21 protein-coding genes are annotated in these 24,511 nt (G+C 71.6%); 18 read left to right on the top strand and 3 right to left on the bottom strand.

Annotated features, from left to right (window positions below; all coding sequences use genetic code 11):
• The first annotated feature begins 70 nt into the window (after positions 1-70).
• The 3 genes from QUV83_RS12535 (at position 71) to QUV83_RS12525 (ending at position 2,993) form a co-directional block, all read left to right on the top strand.
• Complete coding sequence (locus QUV83_RS12535) at positions 71-1,888, top strand: ribonucleoside triphosphate reductase (protein WP_289564898.1); 1,818 nt, start codon at positions 71-73, stop codon at positions 1,886-1,888.
• Complete coding sequence (locus QUV83_RS12530) at positions 1,885-2,580, top strand: anaerobic ribonucleoside-triphosphate reductase activating protein (RefSeq protein WP_289564896.1); 696 nt, start codon at positions 1,885-1,887, stop codon at positions 2,578-2,580. The genes QUV83_RS12535 and QUV83_RS12530 overlap by 4 nt, the downstream gene beginning before the upstream one ends.
• Before the next feature lie 89 nt (positions 2,581-2,669).
• A complete protein-coding gene (locus QUV83_RS12525; RefSeq protein ID WP_436231917.1) occupies positions 2,670-2,993 on the top strand; it encodes an STAS domain-containing protein in 324 nt (107 codons plus the stop codon).
• A gap of 109 nt (positions 2,994-3,102) precedes the next feature.
• Here QUV83_RS12525 and QUV83_RS12520 read toward each other — a convergent pair whose 3' ends face one another.
• From QUV83_RS12520 to QUV83_RS12510, 3 genes are read right to left on the bottom strand one after another with little or no spacing between them, the layout of a single operon-like run.
• Positions 3,103-3,636, bottom strand: a complete 534-nt coding sequence (locus tag QUV83_RS12520) for a sigma-70 family RNA polymerase sigma factor (RefSeq protein ID WP_289564893.1) — start codon at positions 3,634-3,636, stop codon at positions 3,103-3,105.
• Between the two features lie 42 nt (positions 3,637-3,678).
• Complete coding sequence (locus tag QUV83_RS12515; RefSeq protein WP_289564892.1) at positions 3,679-4,839, bottom strand: hypothetical protein; 1,161 nt, start codon at positions 4,837-4,839, stop codon at positions 3,679-3,681.
• Positions 4,836-5,378 (bottom strand): sigma-70 family RNA polymerase sigma factor, encoded by a 543-nt coding sequence (locus tag QUV83_RS12510; RefSeq protein ID WP_289564891.1) that lies wholly within the window; start codon positions 5,376-5,378, stop codon positions 4,836-4,838. Before QUV83_RS12510 ends, QUV83_RS12515 begins: the two co-directional genes overlap by 4 nt.
• 255 nt (positions 5,379-5,633) lie before the next feature.
• Between QUV83_RS12510 and QUV83_RS12505 the strand changes: the two genes are divergently transcribed.
• The 15 genes from QUV83_RS12505 (at position 5,634) to QUV83_RS12435 (ending at position 24,412) form a co-directional block, all read left to right on the top strand.
• On the top strand, positions 5,634-7,973 hold the full coding sequence (locus QUV83_RS12505; protein WP_289564890.1) for a sodium-translocating pyrophosphatase: 2,340 nt from the start codon (positions 5,634-5,636) through the stop codon (positions 7,971-7,973).
• Between the two features lie 20 nt (positions 7,974-7,993).
• The gene (locus QUV83_RS12500; protein ID WP_289564889.1) at positions 7,994-8,650 is read left to right on the top strand and encodes an endonuclease/exonuclease/phosphatase family protein; all 657 of its coding nucleotides are present in this window, start codon (positions 7,994-7,996) and stop codon (positions 8,648-8,650) included.
• Positions 8,651-8,680: 30 nt separating this feature from the next.
• Positions 8,681-10,300 (top strand): DUF7059 domain-containing protein, encoded by a 1,620-nt coding sequence (locus QUV83_RS12495; protein ID WP_289564887.1) that lies wholly within the window; start codon positions 8,681-8,683, stop codon positions 10,298-10,300.
• A gap of 205 nt (positions 10,301-10,505) precedes the next feature.
• Positions 10,506-10,970: a hypothetical protein gene (locus tag QUV83_RS12490; protein WP_289564885.1), complete on the top strand. Its 465-nt coding sequence runs from the start codon at positions 10,506-10,508 to the stop codon at positions 10,968-10,970.
• 47 nt (positions 10,971-11,017) lie between these two features.
• Positions 11,018-11,803 carry an ABC transporter ATP-binding protein gene (locus tag QUV83_RS12485; protein WP_289564883.1) on the top strand — a complete coding sequence of 262 codons (786 nt, stop codon included), beginning with the start codon at positions 11,018-11,020 and terminating at the stop codon, positions 11,801-11,803.
• Positions 11,800-12,531, top strand: coding sequence for an ABC transporter permease (locus tag QUV83_RS12480; protein WP_289564881.1), 732 nt, complete (start codon positions 11,800-11,802; stop codon positions 12,529-12,531). Before QUV83_RS12485 ends, QUV83_RS12480 begins: the two co-directional genes overlap by 4 nt.
• A 58-nt stretch (positions 12,532-12,589) precedes the next feature.
• Positions 12,590-13,474: a pyrroline-5-carboxylate reductase gene (gene proC / locus QUV83_RS12475; protein ID WP_436231916.1), complete on the top strand. Its 885-nt coding sequence runs from the start codon at positions 12,590-12,592 to the stop codon at positions 13,472-13,474.
• Between the two features lie 91 nt (positions 13,475-13,565).
• The gene (locus QUV83_RS12470; protein ID WP_289564880.1) at positions 13,566-14,573 is read left to right on the top strand and encodes a LacI family DNA-binding transcriptional regulator; all 1,008 of its coding nucleotides are present in this window, start codon (positions 13,566-13,568) and stop codon (positions 14,571-14,573) included.
• 159 nt (positions 14,574-14,732) lie between these two features.
• Positions 14,733-16,454, top strand: a complete 1,722-nt coding sequence (gene araB / locus QUV83_RS12465; protein WP_289564879.1) for a ribulokinase — start codon at positions 14,733-14,735, stop codon at positions 16,452-16,454.
• Positions 16,451-17,137, top strand: a complete 687-nt coding sequence (locus QUV83_RS12460; protein ID WP_289564876.1) for an L-ribulose-5-phosphate 4-epimerase — start codon at positions 16,451-16,453, stop codon at positions 17,135-17,137. Before araB ends, QUV83_RS12460 begins: the two co-directional genes overlap by 4 nt.
• Positions 17,138-17,218: 81 nt before the next feature.
• Complete coding sequence (gene araA, locus QUV83_RS12455; RefSeq protein ID WP_289564874.1) at positions 17,219-18,727, top strand: L-arabinose isomerase; 1,509 nt, start codon at positions 17,219-17,221, stop codon at positions 18,725-18,727.
• 410 nt (positions 18,728-19,137) lie between these two features.
• A complete protein-coding gene (gene chvE / locus QUV83_RS12450; protein WP_289564873.1) occupies positions 19,138-20,289 on the top strand; it encodes a multiple monosaccharide ABC transporter substrate-binding protein in 1,152 nt (383 codons plus the stop codon).
• A gap of 105 nt (positions 20,290-20,394) precedes the next feature.
• Positions 20,395-21,933, top strand: a complete 1,539-nt coding sequence (gene mmsA / locus QUV83_RS12445; protein WP_289564871.1) for a multiple monosaccharide ABC transporter ATP-binding protein — start codon at positions 20,395-20,397, stop codon at positions 21,931-21,933.
• On the top strand, positions 21,930-23,183 hold the full coding sequence (gene mmsB, locus QUV83_RS12440) for a multiple monosaccharide ABC transporter permease (RefSeq protein ID WP_289564869.1): 1,254 nt from the start codon (positions 21,930-21,932) through the stop codon (positions 23,181-23,183). The genes mmsA and mmsB overlap by 4 nt, the downstream gene beginning before the upstream one ends.
• Positions 23,184-23,410: 227 nt before the next feature.
• Positions 23,411-24,412 carry an ABC transporter substrate-binding protein gene (locus tag QUV83_RS12435; RefSeq protein ID WP_289564868.1) on the top strand — a complete coding sequence of 334 codons (1,002 nt, stop codon included), beginning with the start codon at positions 23,411-23,413 and terminating at the stop codon, positions 24,410-24,412.
• Positions 24,413-24,511 lie beyond the last annotated feature (99 nt).

The following is a 24,511-nucleotide window of genomic DNA, read 5'->3' as shown; positions in this document are numbered from 1 at the left end:
TAGTTGCCCGAAGCCGTGCACGCCACCACATGTAGTGGGTTGGCGCAGATGCCCACCGAGGAGTCGCCCCATGGACCAGAACCCCGTCGTCGAGGTCGGATCGTCCATCGACGAGTATCTGGACCGCAGCGACTGGCGTGTGAACGCCAACGCGAACCAGGGCTACTCACTCGGGGGGATGATCCTCAACACCTCCGGCAAGGTGATCGCCAACTACTGGCTGAGCCACGTCTACTCCCCGGAGATCGGCCGCGCGCACCGCGAGGGCGACCTGCACATCCACGACCTCGACATGTTCGCGGGCTACTGCGCGGGCTGGTCGCTGCGCACCCTCCTCCAGGAGGGGCTCAACGGGGTCCCCGGCAAGGTCGAGGCCCGCGCGCCCAAGCACTTCAGCTCCGCGATCGGCCAGATCGTCAACTTCCTCGGGACGATGCAGAACGAGTGGGCCGGCGCGCAGGCGTTCAGCTCGTTCGACACGTACATGGCGCCCTTCGTGCGCGTCGACAACCTGTCGTACAAGGAGATCCGCCAGGGCATCCAGGAGCTCGTCTACAACCTCAACGTGCCCTCGCGCTGGGGCACCCAGACGCCGTTCACGAACCTCACGTTCGACTGGACCTGCCCCGAGGACCTGCGCGACCAGGCGCCGCTGATCGGCGACGAGCCGATGGACTTCACCTACGGCGACCTGCAGGCCGAGATGGACCTCATCAACCGCGCGTACATCGAGGTCATGACGGAGGGCGACGCGTCGGGCCGCGTGTTCACGTTCCCGATCCCGACGTACAACATCACCCACGACTTCCCGTGGGAGTCGGAGAACGCCGAGCGGCTGTTCGAGATGACGGCCAAGTACGGGCTGCCGTACTTCCAGAACTTCCTCAACTCCGAGCTCAAGCCCGGCGACGTCCGCTCCATGTGCTGCCGCCTCCAGCTCGACCTGCGCGAGCTGCTCAAGCGCGGCAACGGCCTGTTCGGCTCCGCGGAGCAGACCGGCTCGCTCGGCGTCGTCACCATCAACTGCGCACGGCTGGGCTACACGCACCGCGGCGACGAGGCGGTGCTGCTCAAGGAGCTCGACCGCCTGCTCGACCTCTCGCGCGACTCGCTGGAGGTCAAGCGGACAGTCATCCAGAAGTACATCGACGAGGGCCTGTTCCCGTACACCAAGCGGTACCTGGGCACGCTCGACAGCCACTTCTCGACGATCGGCGTGAACGGGATCAACGAGATGATCCGCAACTTCACCGACGACGCGGAGGACATCACCACCGAGGCCGGGCACGCCATGGCCGTGCGGCTGCTGGACCACGTGCGCGCGCGGATGGTCGAGTTCCAGGAGTCCACCGGCCACATGTACAACCTGGAGGCCACGCCCGCCGAGGGGACCACCTACCGGTTCGCCAAGGAGGACAAGAAGCGGTTCCCCGACATCCTCCAGGCCGGCACCGAGCAGAACCCGTACTACACGAACTCCTCGCAGCTCCCCGTCGGCTTCACCGACGACCCGTTCGAGGCGCTCGAGCGCCAGGAGGAGCTGCAGGGCAAGTACACCGGCGGCACCGTGCTGCACCTGTACATGTCCGAGCGGGTCTCGAGCGCGTCGGCCTGCCGCGAGCTGGTGCGCCGGTCGCTGTCGACGTACCGCCTGCCGTACATCACCGTCACGCCGACGTTCTCCATCTGCCCGAGCCACGGCTACCTGGCCGGGGAGCACCCGACGTGCGAGCGCTGCGCTGACGCCAACCCCGGCGCCGAGCCCGTCGTGTGCGAGGTCTGGACGCGCGTCATGGGCTACCACCGCCCCGTGAGCTCGTTCAACGTGGGCAAGAAGGGCGAGCACGCCGAGCGGACCCCGTTCCAGGAGTCGGCGATCCTCGTATGAGCGAGCCCACTCGGAGCGCGTCGGCTGAGGCGGGCATCGACCCCGCCTCGGCTGACGCGCTCCAGATCGCGGGCATGAGCCCGCTGTCCACCTGCGACTGGCCGGACCAGCTCGTCGCGACGCTGTTCCTCCAAGGCTGCCCGTGGGAGTGCACGTACTGCCACAACCCCGGCCTCATCGACCCCCGCACCCCCGGCGAGATCCCCTGGTCGCGGGTGCGCGGGCTGCTGCGGCGACGACACGGCCTGCTCGACGGCGTGGTGCTCTCCGGCGGCGAGCCCACCCGCCAGCAGGGCCTGCCGGCGGCCGCGCGGGAGATCCGCGAGGCGGGATACGGCGTCGGCCTGCACACCTCGGGCGCCTACCCGCGCCGACTCGAGGAGATGCTCCCGCTGGTCGACTGGATCGGGTTCGACGTCAAGGCCCCCGCCGCGCTCTACCGGGCGATCACCGGAGTGGGCGCCGCAGCCGACGCGGCGTTCACGTCGCTGCGGATGGTGCTGGACTCGGGTGTCGACGTCCAGGTCCGCACCACTGTGGACCCCACAGTGCTGAGCCCGTCCGACGTCGAGGAGCTGCAGGTGACCCTGCGCCGGCTCGGAGTGCGCAACCACGTGCTGCAGCAGGTCCGCCCCGACGGGACGACCCCGGAGTACCGCGCGGCGCTCGCGGCGGTGCGCTCCGAGGGCTGATCGCCGCGCCGTCGGGCCGCGCGCGGGCGCCGGTCTGTTTGAATGCTCCCAGCACAAGGCCGAACCCGGGAGCGAGCATGGATGTGGGCGTGACCAGCCGGGACGTGGACGACCAGACGGTCGTCGAGGTCACTGGCGAGATCGACGTCTACACCGCGTCGGTGCTCCGCGAACGCCTCGCGGCGCTCGTCGACGCGGGCCGCGCGGACCTGGTGGTGGACCTCACGGCGGTGCGCTTCATGGACTCCACGGGGTTGGGCGTGCTGCTCGGCGTGCTGAAGAAGGTGCGCGGGGTGGGCGGACGGCTGCAGCTGGTGATCGACTCCGAGCGGCTGCTGAAGGTCTTCCACATCACGGCGCTCACGCAGGTCTTCACCATCCACGAGACGGTCGAGGCCGCGCTCGACGCGTGAGCGGCGCGCCGCTCGCGACGGCGCCCCGGGCGGCCGCCAGGGCCGGCCCGAGGCCCGTCAGCACCGGGTGCGCCCGCCCCCTGCCGGGCCATCCGGTGGTCTGTCGCGGTCAGGACCGCGTGACGGTCAGCACCACGTCACCGTCCAACGCGCCGTCGAGCGGCCCCAGGTGGGTCTCGAGTCGCCGCATCGCGTCGCTCAGGTACCGCTTGACGGTGCCGGCGGCGAGGTCGAGCCGGGTCGCGATCTCCGGCACGGTGAGGTCCTCGTAGAAGCGCAGCACCACGCAGGCCCGCTCGCGTGGCGGCAGCTCGTCGAGCGCGGCCATCATGTCGAGGCGCTGTGGCGTGGTGCGCTCTGGCCCGGATCTGGCCTCGTCGCGTGCGGTGAGGTGGCGGATGGCGGCCCAGCGGCGCCGGCGGCGGAAGCCGTCGAGGTAGGTGGTGAGGATGGCTTGCCGGACGTACCCCTCGATGGCCCCGGGGTCGCGGAGCGAGCGGCTCCTGCTGAAGGTCTTGACCAGGGCGTCCTGCACCAGGTCCTCGGCCTCGCGCGCGTCGGAGCACAGCAGGTACGCGTAGCGCGTCAACGCCGTCCCCCGCTCGCGGACGAGGGTGTCGAGGGCGCCCGCCCACTCAGCCATCGACAGCCCTGATGCCAGTGGTGGCGCTGATGCCGTGTGCGGTCATCGGACGCTGAGGGCCTGCGGGGCGGCGACGAGGGTGATGGTCTGGGCGGCGACCACGTCGAGCACCGGATAGGCGCTGTACTCGCCGGGTGGCAGCGGTTGGTCGTCGCAGCCCACAGCCGCGCCCTGCCCGTAGGAGATGGCCCCGCTGGGCCCGTCGCCGGAGTAGTCGGCGACGATCGGCGTGGCGCCGCCGCCGACGACGATGCCGTCCTGCACGAAGACGAGGCTCGCGGCGAACCCCCGGACCTGGACGTAGGCGAGCTCGGAGTCGGCGGTGAGGGCCAACTCGAAGTCGAGGATCTCACCGGCGCCCACGGTGCTCGGCAGCGCCGAGACGAGGGAGACCGCGAGGGCGTCATCCGGCTCCGGGGTGAACGCGTCCCCGCAGGTGGCGAAGGCGGTGGCCACCACCTCGGGGAACGTGACAGCGACCGGCCGGCTGACGGCGGACACCACGGTGACGCCCTCGCCGTCGATGTGGAGGGTGGCGGTCTGCCGGAGTTGGACGGAGTGCGTCCCGGCGGGGATCGGGGTGTCGGGGCCGTCGCAGGAGCGCATCTCGAGGGCGATCTTGCCCGTGGCGAGGAGGGCTCCGCCGACCGTGTTGGGCTCCGCCCGCACGTAGTCGGCGACGCCGGCGGGCACTCCCACGACGCGCCCGTCGTCGGAGACCACGACGGCCTCGGGGCGGTCGAGGGCGGTCAGGGTGACGGGACCGACGCGGCCCCCTGGGCGGGCGTCGGCGGTGTCGCCCGCGGTGGAGGCGAGCGCGTACCGCAGGCCCACCCCGGTGGGGGCTGACGTGTAGGCCCCGATCTCGCGGACGGCGAGCCGGGCGGGGCCGACGCTCGTCCACCCGATCTCCTCGAGGGTGCGCCCGCACGCGTCGGAGCCGAGCGAGGTGGACAGGCTGGATGTCTCCAGGGGGGCGTGCGCGGGCGGCGCCTCATGCCCGTGCGTGGGCGGGAGGCCCAGGATGACGGCGGCGGCAGCGGCCACGGACAGGGCGGCGGTGGCGCCTCGGCGGGCTGCCCGGCGCCGCCGGATCCGGGCCACCATGCCGTGGGCGCGGGCGCCCAGCAGCCCCGTGGCGTGATCGTCCACGGGGGCGGCCTCCGCGAGCAGGCGCAGCTCGTGTGAGAGGTCCCTGGTCATCTGGTGCTCCTTGCGGCGGAGACGAGCACGACGTCCTGCTCGTGGGGGTCGGCGGGGGGTTCCAGGCGCCCCTCGAGGCGGCGGACGGCGTCGCTGAGGTAGCGCTTGACGGTCCCGTTCGCCAGGGACAGTTGCCGGGCGATCTCCGGGACGGTGAGGTCCTCGTAGTAGCGGAGCACCACGCAGGCGCGCTCACGCGGGGCCAGGAGGTCGAGCGCCGCCTCGATGTCGATCCGATCGGACGACGTCTGCTCGGGCCCGTGCCGGGTCTCGGCGCGCGCTGCGAGATGGCGGATCGCCGCCCAGCGCTGGCGGCGCCGGACGCCGTCGACGTGGGTGGTGAGGATGGCTTGGCGGACGTAGGCCTCGATGGACCCGGACTCGCGCAGGGCGCGGCGACGGCTGAACGTCTTCACCAGCGCGTCCTGCACCAGGTCCTCGGCTTCGCGTGCGTCGCCGCACAACAGATAGGCGTACCGGGTCAGGGCGACGCCGCGCTGGCGCACGAGCTCGTCGAGCATGCGCTCCCAATCCGCCATCCGTCCTCCGTCCCCGCTGTCCGCGCTCTGTCGCACTCTGGCCTAGACCTGTCCCGTCATCCCCTTTCACGAACGGCGAGCCGGAAACGTTGGGGCGCCTGGCGCATCTTTCCGGTCTGGGCCGTCCGGTGGAAGCCGACCGGTCCGCCCGGCCTCGGCCGATATGTCTGACTAGACTTCGCGGGTCTGCACGGCAACGGGGCCGTGCGGCGAGGGTGTGGTCAGGGGGGCTGCGCCTGTGCCCGGGGAGGTCGCATGCTCACGCTCGGACCGACGAGCCTCACCATCGTCAGTGTCATCGCCGCCGTCGCCGTCGCCGCGTTGCTCTACGCGGTGGTGCTGCGCCGTCAGGTGCTCGCCGCGGACGAGGGGACCGCGTCGATGCAGCAGATCGCGACGGCCGTGCAGGAGGGCGCGTCGGCGTACCTGTCCCGGCAGTTCCGCACGCTGGTGCTGTTCGCGGCTGTCGTGTTCGGGCTGCTGTTCCTGTTGCCGGGGGACGCGGGGGTCAAGGTCGGCCGGTCGCTGTTCTTCCTGCTCGGGGCGGGATTCTCGGCGGCCATCGGGTTCCTGGGCATGTGGTTGGCCACCCGCGCGAACGTGCGGGTCGCCGCGGCGGCGTCGCTGCCGGGCGGCCGCGCGGAGGGCGCGCGCATCGCGTTCCGCACCGGCGGCGTCGTGGGCATGTGCGTGGTGGGGCTCGGGCTGCTGGGCGCGGCGTCGGTGGTGCTGATCTACCGGGGCGAGGCGCCGGCGGTGCTGGAGGGCTTCGGCTTCGGGGCGGCCCTGCTCGCGATGTTCATGCGGGTGGGCGGCGGCATCTTCACCAAGGCCGCCGACGTCGGCGCGGACCTGGTCGGCAAGGTCGAGCAGGGCATCCCCGAGGACGACGCGCGCAACGCGGCGACCATCGCGGACAACGTGGGCGACAACGTCGGCGACTGCGCCGGGATGGCCGCCGACCTCTTCGAGTCCTACGCCGTGACGCTGGTCGCGGCGCTCATCCTGGGCAAGGCGGCCTTCGGGGAGCACGGCCTGGTGTTCCCGCTGATCGTCACGGCCATCGGCGCCCTCGTGGCGGTGTTGGGCGTGCTGGTCACCCGGGTGCGCGGCGAGGAGGGCGGCCTCGCGGCCATCAACCGCGGCTTCTACACCGCGGCTCTGGCGGGCGTGGCGCTCGCTGCCGTCGCCGCGTTCGCCTACTTGCCCAGCACCTTCACCGAGCTGGTCGGCGGCACCGCGGGGCTCGAGGGCCACGCCGGGGACCCGCGGCTGATCGCGGCGGTGGCCGTGGCCATCGGGGTGCTGCTCGCGGGCGTCATCCTGTGGGTCACCGGGTACTTCACGGGCACCACGTCGAAGCCGACGCTGCATGTGGCCCGCACCTCCCTCACCGGCGCCGCGACGGTGGTGCTCTCCGGCATCGGCGTCGGATTCGAGTCGGCCGTGTACACCGCCGGCATCATCGCCGCCGCGATCTGCGGGGTGTTCCTGCTGGCCGGGGGCTCCATCCCGTTGGCGCTGTTCCTCATCGCGCTCGCGGGCTGCGGCCTGCTCACCACCGTCGGCGTGATCGTCGCGATGGACACGTTCGGCCCGGTGAGCGACAACGCGCAGGGCATCGCGGAGATGTCGGGCGACGTCACCGAGGAGGGCGCGAAGATCCTCACCGACCTGGACGCCGTCGGGAACACCACCAAGGCCGTGACCAAGGGGATCGCGATCGCCACGGCGGTGCTCGCCGCCACCGCGCTGTTCGGCGCCTACGCGGAGTCGGTGAGCCGGTCGCTCGCGGGCCTGGCGCCCGTGACCTCCGACGTCGTGGCGTCGATGCTCAGCTACTCGATCATCTCGCCGATCACGCTGGTCGGGGTGATCCTCGGCGGCGCCACCGTCTTCCTGTTCTCTGGCCTGGCGATCGACGCCGTGACCCGTGCCGCGGGCGCCATCGTCTTCGAGGTGCGCCGCCAGTTCCGCGAGAACCCCGGGATCATGACGGGCGAGGTGCGGCCCGAGTACGGGCGCGTGGTGGACATCTGCACGCGCGACTCGCTGCGGGAGCTCGCGACGCCCGGGCTGCTCGCCGCGTTCGCCCCGATCGCCGTGGGCTTCGGCCTCGGGGTGGGGCCGCTCGCCGGGTTCCTCGCCGGGGCCATCGCCACCGGTGTGCTGATGGCCGTGTTCCTGGCCAACGCGGGCGGCGCGTGGGACAACGCGAAGAAGATCGTCGAGGACGGCCACTACGGCGGCAAGAACTCCGACGCGCACGCCGCAGTGGTCATCGGGGACACCGTGGGCGACCCGTTCAAGGACACCGCCGGCCCCGCCATCAACCCGCTGATCAAGGTGATGAACCTGGTGGCGCTGCTCATCGCCCCGGCGATCGTCGCGATCAGCGTGGGCGACGGGGCGAATCACCCGGCGCGCATCGCCATCGCGTCCACGGCCACGGCCATCGCGTTCGGCGCCGTGATCATGTCCCGCCTGCGGGCGGCCCGAGTGGACCGCGAGGGGATGTTAGAGGCAGGGTCCGGGGTGATCGCCCCGGCGCCGATAGCCAGCGCCGCCCGAGTCGAGGAGAGGGTGCGGGACTGAGCCCCACTGCCATGCGTGTCATGTCGTACAACCTCAAGGGCCTGCGGCTCGACGACGCCGCCGCCGTGGCGGTGGTGCGGCTGGCCCAGGTGGACGTGCTCGGCGTGCAAGAGCCCCCGCGCGGGCCGCTGCGCCGGGTGCGGCTGCGCAGGTGGGCGGCCCGGACCGGGCTGCGGGTCGTGGTGGACGACTTCGCGTCACGCACCACAGCGCTGCTGGCACGGCCCGACAGCGTCGTGGAGCGCCCTCGGGCGCACCGGCTGCCGTGGCGGATGGGGTGGACGCGTCGGGGCTTCGTGACCGCGCGCGTCGACGGGGTCGAGGTGGTGGTGCTGCACCTGTCGTTGCACCCCGACGAGCGCGCCCGGCACCTCGACCTGGTCGAGGCGCATCTCGACCGGGTCGACGGCCCGATCGTGGTGGTCGGCGACCTCAACGAGCCGCCGGGCGGCCCCGCCTGGCAGCGACTGGCCCGCTACGCGCAGGACACGGCGGGGGATGGCGCCGCGCCGACGTTCCGCGCGCCGAGCCCACGGCACCGCATCGACGTGGTGCTGGCGTCACCCGAGCTGGCGGCCAGCAGGTCCCGGGTGCTGCGGGACGCCGCCGCCCGCCGGGCCAGCGACCACCTGCCGCTCGTGGTGGACCTGGAGCCGGTGCGGGCGACCTCGGCCTGAGGCCGCCGCGGGACACGGGAGGATGGTCGGGTGAACGACGCGACTGACACGCCCGGCGGCGACCCCGCGCTCCTCGACGCGCTGCGCCACGACCTGGGCGCCGCCCAGTACACCGTGGACGGTGTCGAGGAGCTGTTGGGCCCGGTGGCCTCGGCGGCGCTGCACCGCGAGGAGGCACTGCCCGCGCTCCGGGCCACCGCCGGACGCGCGGATGCCCGCTCGACGCTCATGCGCCTGTTCGTGCTGGGCGTGGATGTGCCCCGCGCGCAGGCGGAGCGGGCACTGGGCACGCTGACGGTTGACGGGGCCCGGCGCCTCAGCTTGGTGGACGCGGCGGGCGCGGGCCCGGACGACGGCGTGCGGGCGCGCGTGGACCTGCGCCCGTACGAGGCCGTCGACGGCCTGGACGACGACGCGCCGCGCCACGGCGGCCCGGGCACGGCGGGCGTCGTGGACTGGTGGATCGCCTCGGACCTGGGCGAGCTCGCCACCGGCTCCGCGCTGCGCACCGACCACGTCCTGGGGGTGGGCGGGGCCTCCACCACGCTCGCGCAGGTCACCGTGCGCGGCCCCCGTGGGCGCGTGCTCGACCTGGGCGCCGGCTGCGGCATCCAGGCGCTGCACGCCAGCCGGCATGCGCAGCACGTGGTCGGCACCGACATCTCCCGCCGGGCGCTCGCCTTCGCCCGGTTCAACGCGAGCCTCGCCGGGCTGGGGGAGGACCGGCTCGAGCTCCGCCTCGGGTCCATGCTCGAACCGGTGCAGGGGCCCGACGAGCCGCTGTTCGACCTGGTCGTGTCCAACCCGCCGTTCGTCATCACCCCGCGTGCCCCGCAGGCCGGCGCCGACGGTGGCGCCGTGCCGCTCTACGAGTACCGCGACGGGGGCCGCACCGGCGACGCCATCGTGCGCGACCTCATCACAGGCGTCGGCTCCGTGCTGGCCCCCGGCGGCGTCGCCCAGCTCCTGGGCAACTGGGAGGTGCGGCGCGGCGAGGAATGGCATGAGCGCGTGGGCCAGTGGCTCGACGAGTCCGGCCTGGACGGCTGGGTGGTGCAGCGCGAGCTGCAGGACCCGGCGCAGTACGCCGAGACCTGGATCCGCGACGGCGGCACCACCCCGGACCGCGACCGCGCGGCCTGGACGGAGCGCTACGGCGCCTGGCTCGACGACTTCGCGTCGCGCGACGTCGAGGCCATCGGCTTCGGGATCGTCACGCTGCGCCGCCCCGAGCACGGCGCCCCCACGCTGCGCCGCCTCGAGGAGGTCACCGGGACCGTGCGCCAGCCGCTCGGCCCCTGGATCGAGTCGAGCCTCGCCGCCCACGACTGGCTCGCGGCCCGTGACGACGCAGCCCTGGCCCGCGAGCGCCTCGTCGTCGCCGGCGACGTCACCGAGGAGCGGTACCTCACGCCCGGCGACGTCGACCCGTCGATCGTCCTGCTGCGGCAGGGCGGGGGCCTGGGGCGCACCGTCCGCACCGGCGCCGCGCTGGCAGGGCTCGTGGGCGCCTGCGACGGCGAGCTGAGCCTCGGGCAGATCGTGGGGGCGCTGGCCGCGCTGCTGGAGGTCCCGGCCTCGGAGGTCGCCGCCGACGTGCTGCCCGGCGTGCGAGGGCTCGTGCGGGACGGGCTCCTGCTGCCGGCCTGATCCGGTCGGGGCCCGCTGGCCAGGACCGCCGGCCGGGACTGGGGGAGGACTCTCAGGCGGGGCACAGGCTGTGCCGGGCGCCAGTCCAGGCGGCGGCGTGACGATCGATGCGCGGACCAGGCCAGACGGGTGGTCGCCCTTGGCCGCTCGGGGCTTGGCCGCGTCCCTTGATGAGTCGTCGCACGTCCCCCTGAGAGGAAGCACCATGGAGAACACCCCGAACCCGGGGATCCCGCCGGCGTCCTCCACGCCGGAGACCCCGCAGACGCCTCTGACCTCGCAGACCCCGCAGACCGCGCAGACCCCGCAGTCCGCGCAGAGCTCGCAGAGCCCGCAGACAGCGGCTCCGACTCCGGAGCCGGCCGGCCCCAGCCGGACCCGCCGCATCCTCATCGCCGGCGGCGGCGCGCTGGGCGCGCTGGCGCTGTTCTTCGGCGGCGTGCTCGTCGGCCACGTGACGGCGCCGGGCGACGGCCCGCGCGGCGAGTCCGGCATGAGCGGCCAGCAGATGCTCGGCGGCGGTTCCGCACCGGACCGGTGGGGCGGGCCCGGGGGCGGCGACAGCGAGCAGCGCCAGGCCCCAGGCCAGCAGCGCGGCGGCCAGAGCCAGGACGACGACGGCTCGACCGGCGGCTCGACGGACGGCTCGACCGACGCCACGAGCACGTAGTCGCAGGTCCCTTGCACGACGCCCGCCGCGCGGCCAGTGTTCGTCGTATGGCGGAGACGGGTCAGCGCGGCGGGCCAGGGCTCACCGCATCCGGGCCAGCAGTGCGGGCGACCGACCTGCGGGTGGTCCGCGGCGGGCGTCGGGGGACGTTGGCCCTCGACGGCGTGAGCCTGACGGTGCCCACTGGCGCGCTCGTCGGGGTGCTCGGCCCCAGCGGCAGCGGCAAGTCGACGCTGCTGCGCGCCGTCGTCGGGGTGCAGATGATCACATCGGGCTCGATCGAGGTGCTGGGGCGCCCGGCGGGCAGCGCTGACCTGCGCCGTCGCCTCGGCTACGTCACGCAGGCGCCCAGCGTGTACGGCGACCTGACAGTGGTGCGGAACCTGCGGTACCTCGGCGCCGTGGTGGGCGCCCCGGCCAGCGACGTGAGCAGGGTGCTGGCCGAGGTGGACCTGGTCGATTGCGCCGACCGCCGGGTCGACACGCTCTCCGGAGGGCAGCGCTCGCGGGTGTCCCTCGCGGCGGCGTTGCTCGGCACCCCCGAGTTGTTGGTGCTGGACGAGCCCACCGTCGGGCTGGACCCGGTGCTGCGGCGGGACCTGTGGGACTTGTTCGGGCGGTTGCGCGAGCGGGGCACGACGCTGCTGGTGTCGAGCCATGTGATGGACGAGGCCACGCGGTGCGACCGGCTGCTGCTGCTCCGGGACGGCCGGGTGATCGCCGACGACACGCTGCCGGGCCTGCTGGCGCGCACCGGCACGAGCGACGCGGATGCGGCCTTCTTGGCGCTGGTCGAGGACGAGCCCGCGGCGGGCCGGGGAGGCGCACGATGAGCGCGGCGCTGACCTTCGCGACCGCGCGCCGGGTGCTCGAGCAGGTGCGCGGCGATCGGCGCACGCTCGCCCTGGTGATCGCGCTGCCGTGCCTGCTGCTGTGGCTGGTCGCGTGGATGTTCGAGGGCTCCGATGTGCTCGACCAGTTCGGCCCCCTGTTGCTGGGCTTGTTCCCGTTGATCGTGATGTTCCTGGTCACGAGCGTCGCGACGCTGCGCGAGCGGACCTCGGGGACCCTGGAACGGTTGATGGCCTCGCCGATCGGGCGTGGCGACGTGATCGGCGGGTACGCGCTCGGCTTCGGCCTGCTGGCCGTGGTGCAGGGCCTGGTGCTCACCGGGGTCGCCGTCGGGCTGCTGGGCATGGACATCGCCGGGCCGCTGTGGGTGGTGATGCTGGTGGCGGTGCTGGACGCGGTGCTCGGCGCCACGTTGGGGTTGGCCGCGTCCGCGTTGGCCCGCACCGAGTTCCAGGCCGTGCAGCTCATGCCGCTCTTCGTCTTCCCGCAACTCATCACCTGTGGCCTGTTCATGCCACGGGACCAGATGCCCGCGGTGCTGGAGGCGATCTCCCGGGTGCTGCCGTTGACCTACGGCGTGGACGCGTTGCAGCGGTTGGCCGCGGGGGAGGGGTTCGCCGATGTGCGCGGCGATGTGCTGGTGATCGCGGGCTTCATTGTGGCGGCGGTCGTGGTGGGCGCGACGACGTTGCGCCGCCGGACCCCGTAGCGGCCACGCGGCGTGCGCCCTGCGCGGGTGACGACGCGCGCATGGCTACGCTCGTCGGGTGGCGCCAGCCGGCGGGCACGCGGTGGGCACGGAGAGGCTGACGATGTCGGACGGGACGACGGGCGCGCAGCGTCCGCAGGTGGCGGTGCTCGGCGGCGGGGTGATGGGCGAGACGATCGTCTCGGCGCTGCTCCAGGCCGGGTGGGCGCCCGAGGACGTCGATGTGACCGAGCGCTCGGCGCTGCGGGCCAACGAGCTGTCCGAGCGGCACGGCGTGCGGTCGTGCGACTCGAACGCGAAGGTCGCGCGCGGCGCTGACGTGCTGGTCGTGGCGGTCAAGCCGAATGTGGTCGGCGACGTGCTCGACGAGGTGGCGCCGGTGCTGCGCCCCGGCACGCTCGTGGTGACGATCGCCGCGGGCCTGCCGATCAGCTTCTACGAGCAGCGGCTGCCCGAGGGCACCGCCGTGGTGCGGGTCATGCCGAACACCCCGGCCGTCGTGGGCCGCGGCGTCAGCGCGATCTCCGCGGGCACGCATGCCGGCGCGGACGACCTGGCCCTGGTGCGGCGGATCCTGTCCGCCACGGGCCTCGTGGTCGAGGCGCCCGAGAAGGACCTCGACGCCGTCACCGCGATCTCCGGCTCGGGGCCGGCGTACGCGTTCTACCTGATCGACGCGATGGCCGAGGCGGGCGTGCTGCTCGGCTTGTCGCGGGACCTCGCGACGACGCTCGCGGTGGGCACCGTGCAGGGCGCCGCGACCCTCGCGCAGCAGGGCGGCGAGCACCCGGCCATCCTGCGGGAGCGGGTCTCGTCCCCGGGCGGGACGACTGTCGCGGCAGTGCGCGAGCTGGACGCGCATGGGGTGCGGGCCGCTGTGGTGGCCGCCGCCGAGGCCGCGCGGGACCGCTCGCGCGAGCTCGGCGCCGAGTACGCGGGCTAGTCGCCTGATGGCACCGGATCGCCTGCCCCCAGCGTCGTCGGGAAGCACGTCGTCCGCCGGGCACTCCGCCGCGCGCCGCCGCCCTCCGGCGATGAGCGACGTCGCGGAGGTCGCCGGCGTCTCGCACCAGACCGTGTCGCGGGTGCTCAACGACCACCCGAGCGTGCGCCCGGAGACCCGCGAGCGGGTCTTGGCGGCGATCAGCGAGCTGGGGTACCGCCGCAACAGCGCCGCGCGGGCGTTGGTGACGCGCCGCTCGGGCACGATCGGCGTGGTGACGACGGGCTCGTTGCTGTACGGGCCGACGAGCACGCTGGTGGGGTTGGAGGAGGCGGCGCGCGACGCGGGCTACTTCGTCAGCGTGGCGACGATCAGCGGGTTCGACGCGGCGACGATGCACAGCGCCTTGGAGCACTTCATGGGCCAGGGGGTGGAGGGCATCGTCATCATCGCCCCGCAGGTCGAGGTGATGCAGGCGGTGCAGGAGTTCGACGCGCCGGTGCCCGTGGTGATGATCAGCTCGGGGGACCAGCCGGAGGCGGTGCGCCTGCACACGGTCTCGGTGGACCAGGTGGATGGGGCGCGTCAGGCCACGCGGCATCTGCTGGCGGTGGGGCGCGGGGATGTGGCGCATGTGGCGGGCCCGCAGGACTGGTTCGACGCGCAGGACCGGTTGGCGGGCTGGCGTGCGGAGTGCGCGGCGGCCGGGGTGGCGGCGCCGGATCCGATCGAGGCGGACTGGACGGCTGAGCGCGGCTACGCGGTGGGCCGGGCGATGGTGCGCGAGGGCGCCCCGTCGGCGGTGTTCGCGGCGAATGACCAGCTCGCGCTGGGCCTGTTGCGGGCCTTCTGGGAGGGCGGTCTGCGGCTGCCTCAGGATGTGGCGGTGGTGGGCTTCGACGACGTGACGGGCTCGGGGTTCTTCGTGCCGCCGCTGACCACTGTGCGGCAGGACTTCGCGGCGTTGGGCCGGCTCACCATCGAGGCGCTGACGGCGGCGCTCGAGGGCCGCTCGGTGACGCGGCACACGCTGCCGGCGCAGTTGGTGGTGCGGGCCAGCTCGTGGCTGCCCGACACGTCCGGCGCCGGCCCTGGCTGACCTGCGGTCCCTTGACGACCACCCGGATGTTAGCGTTAACATAGCCTCGGCCGCCGGCGTCCGCTGGTGGCCACGATGCCCGGCGGACGCCAGCGGCTTTCCACGTGGAAGACCGGTCCCCCGGGCGAGGCGCCGAAGCCCGACGGTAAGGACAGCAACATGACGGTGGACCCGCAGCGAGCCCTCGTGGTGGGCGTGGATTACGGAACTCTCTCGGGCCGCGCGGTGGTCGTGCGCGTGCACGACGGCGCCGAGCTCGGCTCAGGAGTGCACGCCTACCCCCACGCGGTCATGGACCAGGAGCTGACGGCCGGCCCCGCCGCCGCAGCCGGAACCCCCGTGGCGCTCGCGCCCGAGTGGGCCCTGCAGGTCCCGGCCGACTACGTGGACGTGCTCAAGACGGCTGTCCCCGCGGCCATCGCCGCCGCGCAGGCCGAGCACGGCATCGACGTCAACGACGTGATCGGCATCGGCACCGACTTCACCGCCTGCACGATGGTCCCCACCACCGCCGACGGCACCCCGCTGTGCGAGCTCCCGGCCTTCGCCGACCGGCCGCACGCCTACGTCAAGCTGTGGAAGCACCACGCCGCGCAGTCCCACGCCGACCGCATCAACGCCCTCGCCCACGAGCGCGGCGAGGCCTGGATCAACCGCTACGGCGGCCTCATCTCCTCCGAGTGGGAGTTCGCCAAGGGCCTGCAGCTCCTCGAGGAGGACCGCGAGGTCTACGACGCGATGGAGCACTGGGTCGAGGCGGCGGACTGGATCGTCTGGCAGCTCGGCGGCCGTTACGTGCGCAACGCCTGCACCGCCGGCTACAAGGGCATCTACCAGGACGGCGAGTACCCGAGCACTGACTTCCTCGCCGCGCTGAACCCCGAGTTCACCGGCTTCGTCTCCGAGAAGCTCGAGCACGAGATCGGCCAGCTCGGCGCCGAGGCCGGGCGGCTCACCGCCGAGGCCGCCGCCTGGACCGGCCTGCCCGAGGGCATCGCCGTCGCCGTCGGCAACGTGGACGCGCACGTCACGGCCCCGGCCGCGAACGCCGTCGAGCCCGGCCAGATGGTCGCGATCATGGGCACCTCGACGTGCCACGTGATGAACGGCGACGAGCTGCACGAGGTCCCCGGGATGTGCGGCGCCGTGGACGGCGGCATCGTCGACGGGCTGTGGGGCTACGAGGCCGGCCAGAGCGGCGTCGGCGACATCTTCGGCTGGTTCGTCGACAACGGCGTGCCGCCGGCCTACGTCTCGGCCGCCGCCGAGCGCGGGCTGTCCGTGCACCAGTACCTCACCGAGCTCGCCGCCGAGCAGCAGATCGGCGAGCACGGCCTGGTGGCCCTCGACTGGCACTCGGGCAACCGCTCGGTGCTGGTGGACCACGAGCTGTCCGGCGTCGTCGTCGGGCAGACCCTCGCCACCAAGCCCGAGGACACCTATCGCGCGCTGCTCGAGGCCACGGCCTTCGGCACCCGCACCATCGTCGAGGCGTTCAACTCCTCCGGCGTCCCGGTCACCGAGTTGGTCGTGGCGGGCGGCCTGCTGAAGAACGCGCTGCTCATGCAGATCTACGCCGACGTGACGCGCCTGCCGCTCAGCACCATCGCCTCCGACCAGGGCCCCGCGCTCGGCTCCGCGATCCACGCGGCCGTCGCCGCCGGCGCCTACCCGGATGTGCGCACCGCCGCCAAGTCGATGGGCAAGCGCACCGTCGCGGCCTACACGCCGATCGAGGAGAACGCGCAGCGCTACGACGCGCTGTTCGCCGAGTACACGCTGCTGCACGACTACTTCGGCCGTGGCGCCAACGAGGTCATGCACCGGCTCAAGGGCATCCGCCGCGAGGCGCGCGCCGACCGTCTGGGGGCTGACGCGTGAGCGGGCTGACGGAGTTCTCCGCCGAGGTGCAGGCCGAGGTCGCGCGGGTCCGCGAGGTCGTCTCGGCGCTGCACGCCGAGCTGCCCCGCTGGGGCCTGGTGGTGTGGACCGCGGGCAACGTCTCCCAGCGGGTGGCCGGCGCCGACCTGTTCGTCATCAAGCCCTCGGGCGTGACGTATGACGAGCTGACGCCGGAGTCGATGGTCGTGTGCGACCTCGACGGGAACCTGGTGGACGGGGACCGCTCGCCGTCGTCGGACACCGCGGCGCACGCCTACGTGTACCGGCACATGCCCGAGGTGGGCGGTGTCGTGCACACGCACTCGACCTACGCCACGGCGTGGGCCGCGCGCGCCGAGCCGGTGCCGTGCGTGCTGACGATGATGGCCGACGAGTTCGGCGGGGACATCCCCATCGGCCCGTTCGCGCTGATCGGCGACGACTCGATCGGCCAGGGCATCGTCGAGACGCTCCAGGGCTCCCGCAGCCCGGCCGTGCTGATGCGCAACCACGGGCCGTTCACCATCGGCAAGGACGCCAAGGCGGCGGTCAAGGCGGCTGTCATGGTCGAGGAGGTGGCCCGCACGGTGCACATCTCGCGCCAGCTCGGCGAGCCGCTGCCCATCGCCCAGGAGCACATCGACTCGCTGTACGACAGGTACCAGAACGTCTACGGGCGCTGAGCCCGCACGGGGCGCCCGGCTTGGCCGGGCGCCCCAGCACCACCTAGCTGGACCCCGCACCACGAGACCAGGAGCATCCGCATGAGCAAGCCGTACGCAGACCGCGAGGTCTGGTTCCTCACCGGCAGCCAGGACCTGTACGGCGAGGAGACCCTCCGCCAGGTCGCCGAGCAGTCGCAGGAGATCGCCCGCGCGCTGGACGCGTCATCGGACGTGCCGGTGAACATCGTGTGGAAGCCCGTGCTCAAGGACTCGGCGTCGATCCGCCGCGCGGCGCTCGACGCGAACTCCGACGACAAGGTCATCGGCGTCATCGCGTGGATGCACACGTTCTCCCCGGCGAAGATGTGGATCGCGGGCCTGGACGCGCTGCGCACCCCGCTGCTGCACCTGCACACGCAGGCCAACGTCGAGCTGCCGTGGGACAGCATCGACATGGACTTCATGAACCTCAACCAGGCGGCGCACGGCGACCGTGAGTTCGGGTACATCCAGTCGCGCCTGGGCGTGGCCCGCAAGACGGTGGTGGGGCACCACTCGAACCCGGTGGTCGCGCAGTCGATCGGCACGTGGGTGCGGGCTGCCGCGGGCTGGGCCACGATGCACGACACCCGCCTGGCGCGGTTCGGCGACAACATGCGCAACGTCGCGGTGACCGAGGGCGACAAGACCGAGGCCGAGCTGCGGTTCGGCGTCTCGGTGAACACGTGGGCCGTCAACGAGCTGGTGGAGGCCGTCGAGGCTGTCGCCGACGCGGATGTCGACGCGCTCGTGGCGGAGTACGAGGAGCTGTACGACGTCGTCCCCGAGCTGCGCAAGGGCGGTGAGCGGCATGAGTCGCTGCGCTACGGCGCCCGTCAGGAGCTCGCGCTGCTGGCGTTCTTGGGCGAGCTGGGCGCCACGGCGTTCACGACCAACTTCGAGGACTTGGGCGCGCTTCGCCAGCTGCCGGGCCTGGCCGTGCAGCGGCTGATGGCGCAGGGCTACGGCTTCGGCGCCGAGGGCGACTGGAAGACGGCGCTGCTGGTGCGGGCCGCGAAGGTCATGGGCGAGGGGCTGCCCGGCGGCGCGTCGCTCATGGAGGACTACACCTACAACATGGTGCCCGGCGCGGAGAAGATCCTCGGCGCGCACATGCTGGAGATCTGCCCGACGCTGACCACGTCCAAGCCGAGGCTGGAGATCCACCCGCTGGGCATCGGCGGCAAGGAGGACCCGGTCCGCCTGGTCTTCGACACCGACCCGGGCAAGGGCGTCGTCGTGGCGCTGTCCGACATGCGCGACCGCTTCCGCCTCACGGCCAATGTGGTCGATGTCGTGGAGCCCGACGAGGAGCTGCCGAACCTGCCGGTGGCGCGTGCGGTGTGGGTGCCGGAGCCTGACTTCGCGACGTCGGCGGAGGCCTGGCTGACTGCTGGCGCGGCGCATCACACGGTGCTCACGACGGCTGTGGGCCTGGAGGTGTGGGAGGACTTCGCGGAGATCGCCCGCACCGAGCTGCTGGTGATCGACAAGGACACGACGCGGCGCGGGTTCAAGGACGCCATCCGCTGGAACGCGGCGTACTACCGCCTCGCGCAAGGTATCTGACATGGAGTGACGAACGGCGCTGATCGTTCGACAAGTGAATAAAGCCTGACGCCCCGGCCTCCCTCGTGGAGGTCGGGGCGTTTGTCATCCCCCTGAGAGGGTGAATTCTTCGCCTCTTGACGGCATAGTCGTCCCATGTCTCCCGTTGTTACGCATCTGCAACCTGGAAAGCCGGTTGTTGGCTTGACGAAGTGAACTCAAGAACGGGAGTCTGACGACGTGCTCGAAGAAGAGTCGAACTCATCGGTCCACGACCGAGCCGGATGGCCAGGCATCGCAGCCCAGCCTCGTCCGGCGCGATGACGCCCACCCTCCGCGCACACAGAACAGCCGGTCGCCACCCCGGGCATCCCGGGGCGGTCGGTCCCTGACCAGCTCGATCAGCAGCACCTCTCAAGGAGGAGACGGACATGAAGAGCCTCAAGATCGTGGCGCTGGGCGCGGCCCTCGCGCTCTCCCTCGCCGCATGTGCCGGCGACGGCGCCGGTGGCGGCAGCGGCGAGTCGAGCGGCGCCCCCGCAGCCGACGGCGGCACGAAGACCGTCGGCGTCGCGATGCCGACCCAGACGTCGGAGCGCTGGATCGCCGACGGCAAGGCCGTGGAGGATGGCCTCAAGGCCGCCGGCTACGAGGTCAACCTGCAGTTCGGGAACGACGACATCCCCACGCAGCAGCAGCAGATCGACCAGATGATCACCAAGGGCGTCGACCTGCTCATCGTCGCGTCGATCGACGGCACCGCGCTGGCCAACCAGCTCGACGCCGCCGCCGAGAAGGGGATCCCGGTCATCGCGTATGACCGCCTCATCAACGGCACGGAGAACGTCGACTTCTACGTCACGTTCGACAACTACAACGTGGGCGTGCAGCAGGCCACGTCGCTGCTCGTGGGCCTCGGCCTGCTCGCCGAGGACGGCAAGGCGGCGGGCGCCGAGTCCGGCCCGTTCAACGTCGAGCTCTTCGCCGGCTCGCTGGACGACAACAACGCCCACTTCTTCTGGAAGGGCGCCATCGACACGCTGAAGCCCTTCATGGACGACGGCAAGATCGTCGTGAAGTCCGGCCAGACGGACATCGAGAAGGCCGCCACGCTGCGCTGGCTCCAGGAGACCGCGCAGAAGCGCATGGAGGACCTGCTCACGTCCACCTACTCGGACGGCAGCAAGCTCGACGGCGTGCTGTCCCCGTACGACGGCATCTCGCGCGGCATCATCACGGCGCTCCAGAACGCGGGCTACGGCCCGGGCCAGGACGCCGGCCTGCCGATCGTGACCGGCCAGGACGCGGAGATCGCCTCGATCAAGCTCATCAACGACGGCGTGCAGTTCTCGACGATCTTCAAGGACACCCGCAAGCTCGCCGACCAGGCGGTCACGGCGGCTCAGTCCTACCTCAAGGGCGAGGAGCCCGAGGCGAACGACACCGAGACGTACGACAACAAGGTGAAGATCGTCCCGTCCTACCTCCTCGAGTCGGACATCGTCTACGCCGGCAACATCAAGTCGCTCCTCGTGGACTCGGGCTACTGGACCGACGCCCAGGTCGCCAGCGGCCAGGCCTGACACCAGGCAGGCGCGTCCCGCAGGCGGGTCGGGGGCACGGAACACCGTGCTCCCGGCCCGCCCGCGAGGTCCCCACTCCGCACGAGCTAGGACGGTCGAGGCCGCATGAGCGACCACATTCTTGAGATGCACTCCATCACCAAGACGTTCCCCGGGGTCAAAGCCCTGCAGGACGTCACCCTGAACGTCGAGCGCGGCGAGATCCACGCCATCTGCGGCGAGAACGGGGCCGGCAAGTCCACTCTGATGAAGGTGCTGTCCGGGGTCTACCCCGCGGGCACCTACGACGGCGACATCGTGTTCGACGGGGAGAAGGTCGAGTTCGGCTCGATCAACGACTCCGAGGACAAGGGGATCGTCATCATCCACCAGGAGCTCGCCCTGGTCCCCTTCCTCTCCGTCGCCGAGAACATCTTCCTCGGCAACGAGCGCTCGGCACGCGGCCTCATCGACTGGAACAAGGCCAATGCCGACGCGGCCGAGCTGCTCGCGCGCGTGGGCCTCGACGAGCTCCCCGTGACGCCCGTCGGCCAGCTCGGCGTGGGCAAGCAGCAGCTCGTCGAGATCGCCAAGGCGCTGTCCAAGCGCGTCAAGCTGCTGATCCTGGACGAGCCGACCGCCGCGCTCAACGACTCCGACTCCGAGCACCTGCTCGGCCTGCTGCGCCAGCTCAAGGAGCAGGGCATCACCTCGATCATGATCTCCCACAAGCTCGGGGAGATCGCGTCCATCGCGGATTCGACCACGATCATCCGCGATGGGCGCACCATCGAGACCCTGGACATGCGCGGCGGCGACGTCACGCAGGAGCGCATCATCAAGGGGATGGTCGGCCGTGAGCTCGACCAGCGCTACCCCGACCACGTCTCGAACGTGGGCGACGAGGTGCTGCGTGTCGAGGACTGGACCGTGCACCACCCGACCCAGCCGGGCCGCGTCGTGGTGGACGGCGCCAGCCTGAACGTGCGCGCCGGCGAGATCGTCGGCATCGCGGGCCTGATGGGCGCCGGGCGCACCGAGCTGGCGATGAGCCTGTTCGGGCGCAGCTACGGCCGCGACATCAGCGGGAAGGTCTTCCTGCGCGGCAAGGAGATCCGCACCCGCACGGTCAGCGAGGCCATCGGGCACGGCATCGCGTACGCCACAGAGGACCGCAAGAAGTACGGCCTCAACCTCATCGAGGACATCCGCCGGAATGTGTCCGCCGCGAGCCTGGACAAGCTGTCCCAGGGCGGCTGGGTCAACGGCAACGAAGAGGTCAAGGTCGCCGAGGACTACCGGCGCGAGATGAACATCAAGGCGCCCACGGTCATGGCCCTCGCGGGCAAGCTGTCCGGCGGCAACCAGCAGAAGGTCGTCCTCAGCAAGTGGATCCACACCGACCCTGACGTGCTGATCCTCGACGAGCCCACGCGCGGCATCGACGTCGGCGCGAAGTACGAGATCTACACGATCATCAACCGCCTCGCGGACGAGGGGAAGGCGGTCATCGTCATCTCCTCCGAGCTGCCCGAGCTGCTCGGCATCTGCGACCGCATCTACACGCTCTCCGCCGGGCGCATCACCGGTGTGCTGCCCAGCGCCGAGGCCACCCAAGAGAGCCTCATGGAGCTTATGACCAAGGAAAGGGAGCAGGTCCGATGAACGCTTTGGCATCCCTGCAGCAGATGTTCACCAGGAACCTGCGGCAGTCCGGCATCTTCATCGCGTTCGCGGCCATTGTGGGCCTGTTCGCGATCCTCACCGACGGCGTGCTCCTGAACCCGGGCAACCTGACGAACATCGTCCTGCAGTACTCCTACATCCTGATCCTGGCGATCGGCATGGTCATCGTCATCATCGGCGGCCACATCGACCTGTCGGTGGGCTCGGTGGTGGCGCTGACGGGGGCCGTGTCCGCGGTGCTGGTCATCCGCGGCGGGCAGCCGTGGTGGGTGGGCGTGCTCGCGGCGCTGGCCGTGGGCCTGGCGGTCGGGGCGTGGCAGGGCTTCTGGGTCGCCTACGTGGGCATCCCGGCGTTCATCGTCACGCTGGCCGGCATGCTCCTGTTCCGCGGCATGACGCTGCAGGTGCTCGACAACATCTCGCTGTCGCCGTTCCCGGACCAGTACAAGGTCATCGCCGGCGGGTTCCTCAACGGGTTCCTGGGCGGCCAAGGGTTCGACGTGTTCACGCTGGTCGTCGCCGCGATCGGCGTCGGCGGCTACGCGTTCAGCGCCTACCGCTCGCGCCGGGGCCGCATCGCCTACCAGCAGGCCGTGGAGAGCATGCCGCTGTTCGTGCTGCGCCTGGTGCTCATCGGGGCGCTCGTGATGGCGTTCGCCTTCCAGCTCTCCCGCAGCCGTGGCCTGCCGATCGTGCTGGTCATCCTCGGCGCGCTCATCATGATCTACACGGTCGTCACCACGCGCACGGTCTTCGGCCGGCACGTGTACGCGATCGGCGGGAACCTGAACGCCGCGCAGCTCTCCGGTGTGAAGGTCAAGCGCGTCAACTTCTGGATCTTCGTCAACATGGGCTTCCTGGCCTCGGTGGCCGGCGTCGTCTACTCCTCGCGGTCCAACGGCGCGCAGCCCGCGGCGGGCAACATGTTCGAGCTCGACGCGATCGCGGCCGGCTTCATCGGCGGCGCGGCCGTCACCGGCGGCGTGGGCACCGTGATGGGCGCGATGGTCGGTGGCCTGGTCATGGCCGTGATGAGCAACGGCATGCAGCTGCTGGGGGTGGACCAGTCCATCCAGCAGATGGTCAAGGGCTTGGTGCTGCTGCTCGCCGTGGCGTTCGACGTCTACAACAAGCGCCGGGCGTCCACAGCCCCGGCTGACCGCTCGGTGAAGGCGAAGACGCCGAAGGCGGCTCCCGTCGAGGGAGAGCCGGTGGGCGCCAGTCGATGAGCTGACTGACAGGTAGGGACACAGGACAGGGCGCCGTCATCGGCGCCCTGTCCTGTTGTGCGCCCGGGCGGCTGCGTCGGTCGGGTGGGTCGCGCTCGAATGCGGCTGTGAGCGGCGCCCGTTATCGATCCGTAATCTCCTGATTGCCCCACTTGTCTGATGTGAGCGTTAACATCGAGTCCTGGGTCGAAGGGGACCCGCACCGGTGCGACTCAAGGAGGAGAAGCATGGTCAGCAAGCACGGGCGGCGCGCCCTGGCGGCAGGCGCCGCAGCAGTCCTGGCCCTCGGGCTCACGGCCTGCGCCAACGACTCGGACTCCGGCTCCGGATCGACCGCGGATGGCGGCGGGGGCGACGAGCAGATCGTGATGGGCTTCGCGCAGGTCGGCGCCGAGAGCGGGTGGCGCACCGCCAACACGAAGTCCATCCAGGACGCCGCCGAGGAGGCCGGCATCGAGCTGAAGTTCTCCGACGCGCAGCAGAAGCAGGAGAACCAGATCAAGGCCATCCGCTCCTACATCCAGCAGAAGGTCGACGTGATCGCCTTCTCGCCCGTGGTGGAGACCGGCTGGGACACGGTGCTCAAAGAGGCCCAGGACGCCGGCATCCCGGTGATCCTCACCGACCGCGCCGTCGACTCCGAGGACACGTCGCTGTACGTGACATTCCTCGGCTCCGACTTCGTCGAGGAGGGCAAGAAGGCCGGCGACTGGGTCGTCGAGGAGTTCGGCACGGCGCCCACCAACATCGTGGAGTTGCAGGGCACCACCGGCTCCGCCCCCGCGATCGACCGCAAGGAGGGGTTCGAGGAAGTCCTCTCCGGCTCGCCGAACTTCACCGTCATCGCCTCGCAGACCGGCGACTTCACCCGTGACGGCGGCAAGAAGGTCATGGAGGCGTTCCTGCAGCAGCACCCCGACATCGACCTGGTCTACGCGCACAACGACGACATGGGGCTGGGCGCCATCGAGGCGATCGAGGCAGCCGGCAAGGTGCCCGGACAGGACATCAAGATCGTCACGGTCGACGCCGTGAAGGACGGGATGCAGGCGCTCGCCGACGGGAAGATCAACTTCATCGTCGAGTGCTCGCCGCTGCTCGGCCCGCAGCTCATGGAGATCACCCAGCAGGTGCTCGCCGGCGAGGAGGTCGAGCCGCGCATCGTCACCGAGGAGACCACGTTCACGCAGGAGCAGGCCATCGAGGCCCTGCCCACGCGGCAGTACTGACCGCTGTCCCGCGCGCCACAGGCGCCTGGGATGGGAGGACCCGTGCGGGCCCGACCGGATCCCCTCCGGCCGATCCCGCACGGGTCCTGTCCCGGCCCG

Origin of the sequence: Cellulomonas cellasea (assembly GCF_030372105.1) — a bacterium.
GTDB lineage: Bacteria > Actinomycetota > Actinomycetes > Actinomycetales > Cellulomonadaceae > Cellulomonas_A > Cellulomonas_A cellasea_A.
This window is presented reverse-complemented; position numbering and strand designations above follow the sequence as displayed.

Coding starts and splice junctions, on each gene's coding strand:
- QUV83_RS12535 (WP_289564898.1), top strand. CDS start 71: ATGGACCAGAACCCCGTCGTCGAGGTCGGATCGTCCATCGACGAGTAT.
- QUV83_RS12530 (WP_289564896.1), top strand. CDS start 1,885: ATGAGCGAGCCCACTCGGAGCGCGTCGGCTGAGGCGGGCATCGACCCC.
- QUV83_RS12520 (WP_289564893.1), bottom strand. CDS start 3,636: ATGGCTGAGTGGGCGGGCGCCCTCGACACCCTCGTCCGCGAGCGGGGG.
- QUV83_RS12515 (WP_289564892.1), bottom strand. CDS start 4,839: ATGACCAGGGACCTCTCACACGAGCTGCGCCTGCTCGCGGAGGCCGCC.
- QUV83_RS12510 (WP_289564891.1), bottom strand. CDS start 5,378: ATGGCGGATTGGGAGCGCATGCTCGACGAGCTCGTGCGCCAGCGCGGC.
- QUV83_RS12505 (WP_289564890.1), top strand. CDS start 5,634: ATGCTCACGCTCGGACCGACGAGCCTCACCATCGTCAGTGTCATCGCC.
- QUV83_RS12500 (WP_289564889.1), top strand. CDS start 7,994: ATGTCGTACAACCTCAAGGGCCTGCGGCTCGACGACGCCGCCGCCGTG.
- QUV83_RS12490 (WP_289564885.1), top strand. CDS start 10,506: ATGGAGAACACCCCGAACCCGGGGATCCCGCCGGCGTCCTCCACGCCG.
- QUV83_RS12485 (WP_289564883.1), top strand. CDS start 11,018: ATGGCGGAGACGGGTCAGCGCGGCGGGCCAGGGCTCACCGCATCCGGG.
- QUV83_RS12480 (WP_289564881.1), top strand. CDS start 11,800: ATGAGCGCGGCGCTGACCTTCGCGACCGCGCGCCGGGTGCTCGAGCAG.
- QUV83_RS12470 (WP_289564880.1), top strand. CDS start 13,566: ATGAGCGACGTCGCGGAGGTCGCCGGCGTCTCGCACCAGACCGTGTCG.
- araB (WP_289564879.1), top strand. CDS start 14,733: ATGACGGTGGACCCGCAGCGAGCCCTCGTGGTGGGCGTGGATTACGGA.
- araA (WP_289564874.1), top strand. CDS start 17,219: ATGAGCAAGCCGTACGCAGACCGCGAGGTCTGGTTCCTCACCGGCAGC.
- chvE (WP_289564873.1), top strand. CDS start 19,138: ATGAAGAGCCTCAAGATCGTGGCGCTGGGCGCGGCCCTCGCGCTCTCC.
- mmsA (WP_289564871.1), top strand. CDS start 20,395: ATGAGCGACCACATTCTTGAGATGCACTCCATCACCAAGACGTTCCCC.
- mmsB (WP_289564869.1), top strand. CDS start 21,930: ATGAACGCTTTGGCATCCCTGCAGCAGATGTTCACCAGGAACCTGCGG.
- QUV83_RS12435 (WP_289564868.1), top strand. CDS start 23,411: ATGGTCAGCAAGCACGGGCGGCGCGCCCTGGCGGCAGGCGCCGCAGCA.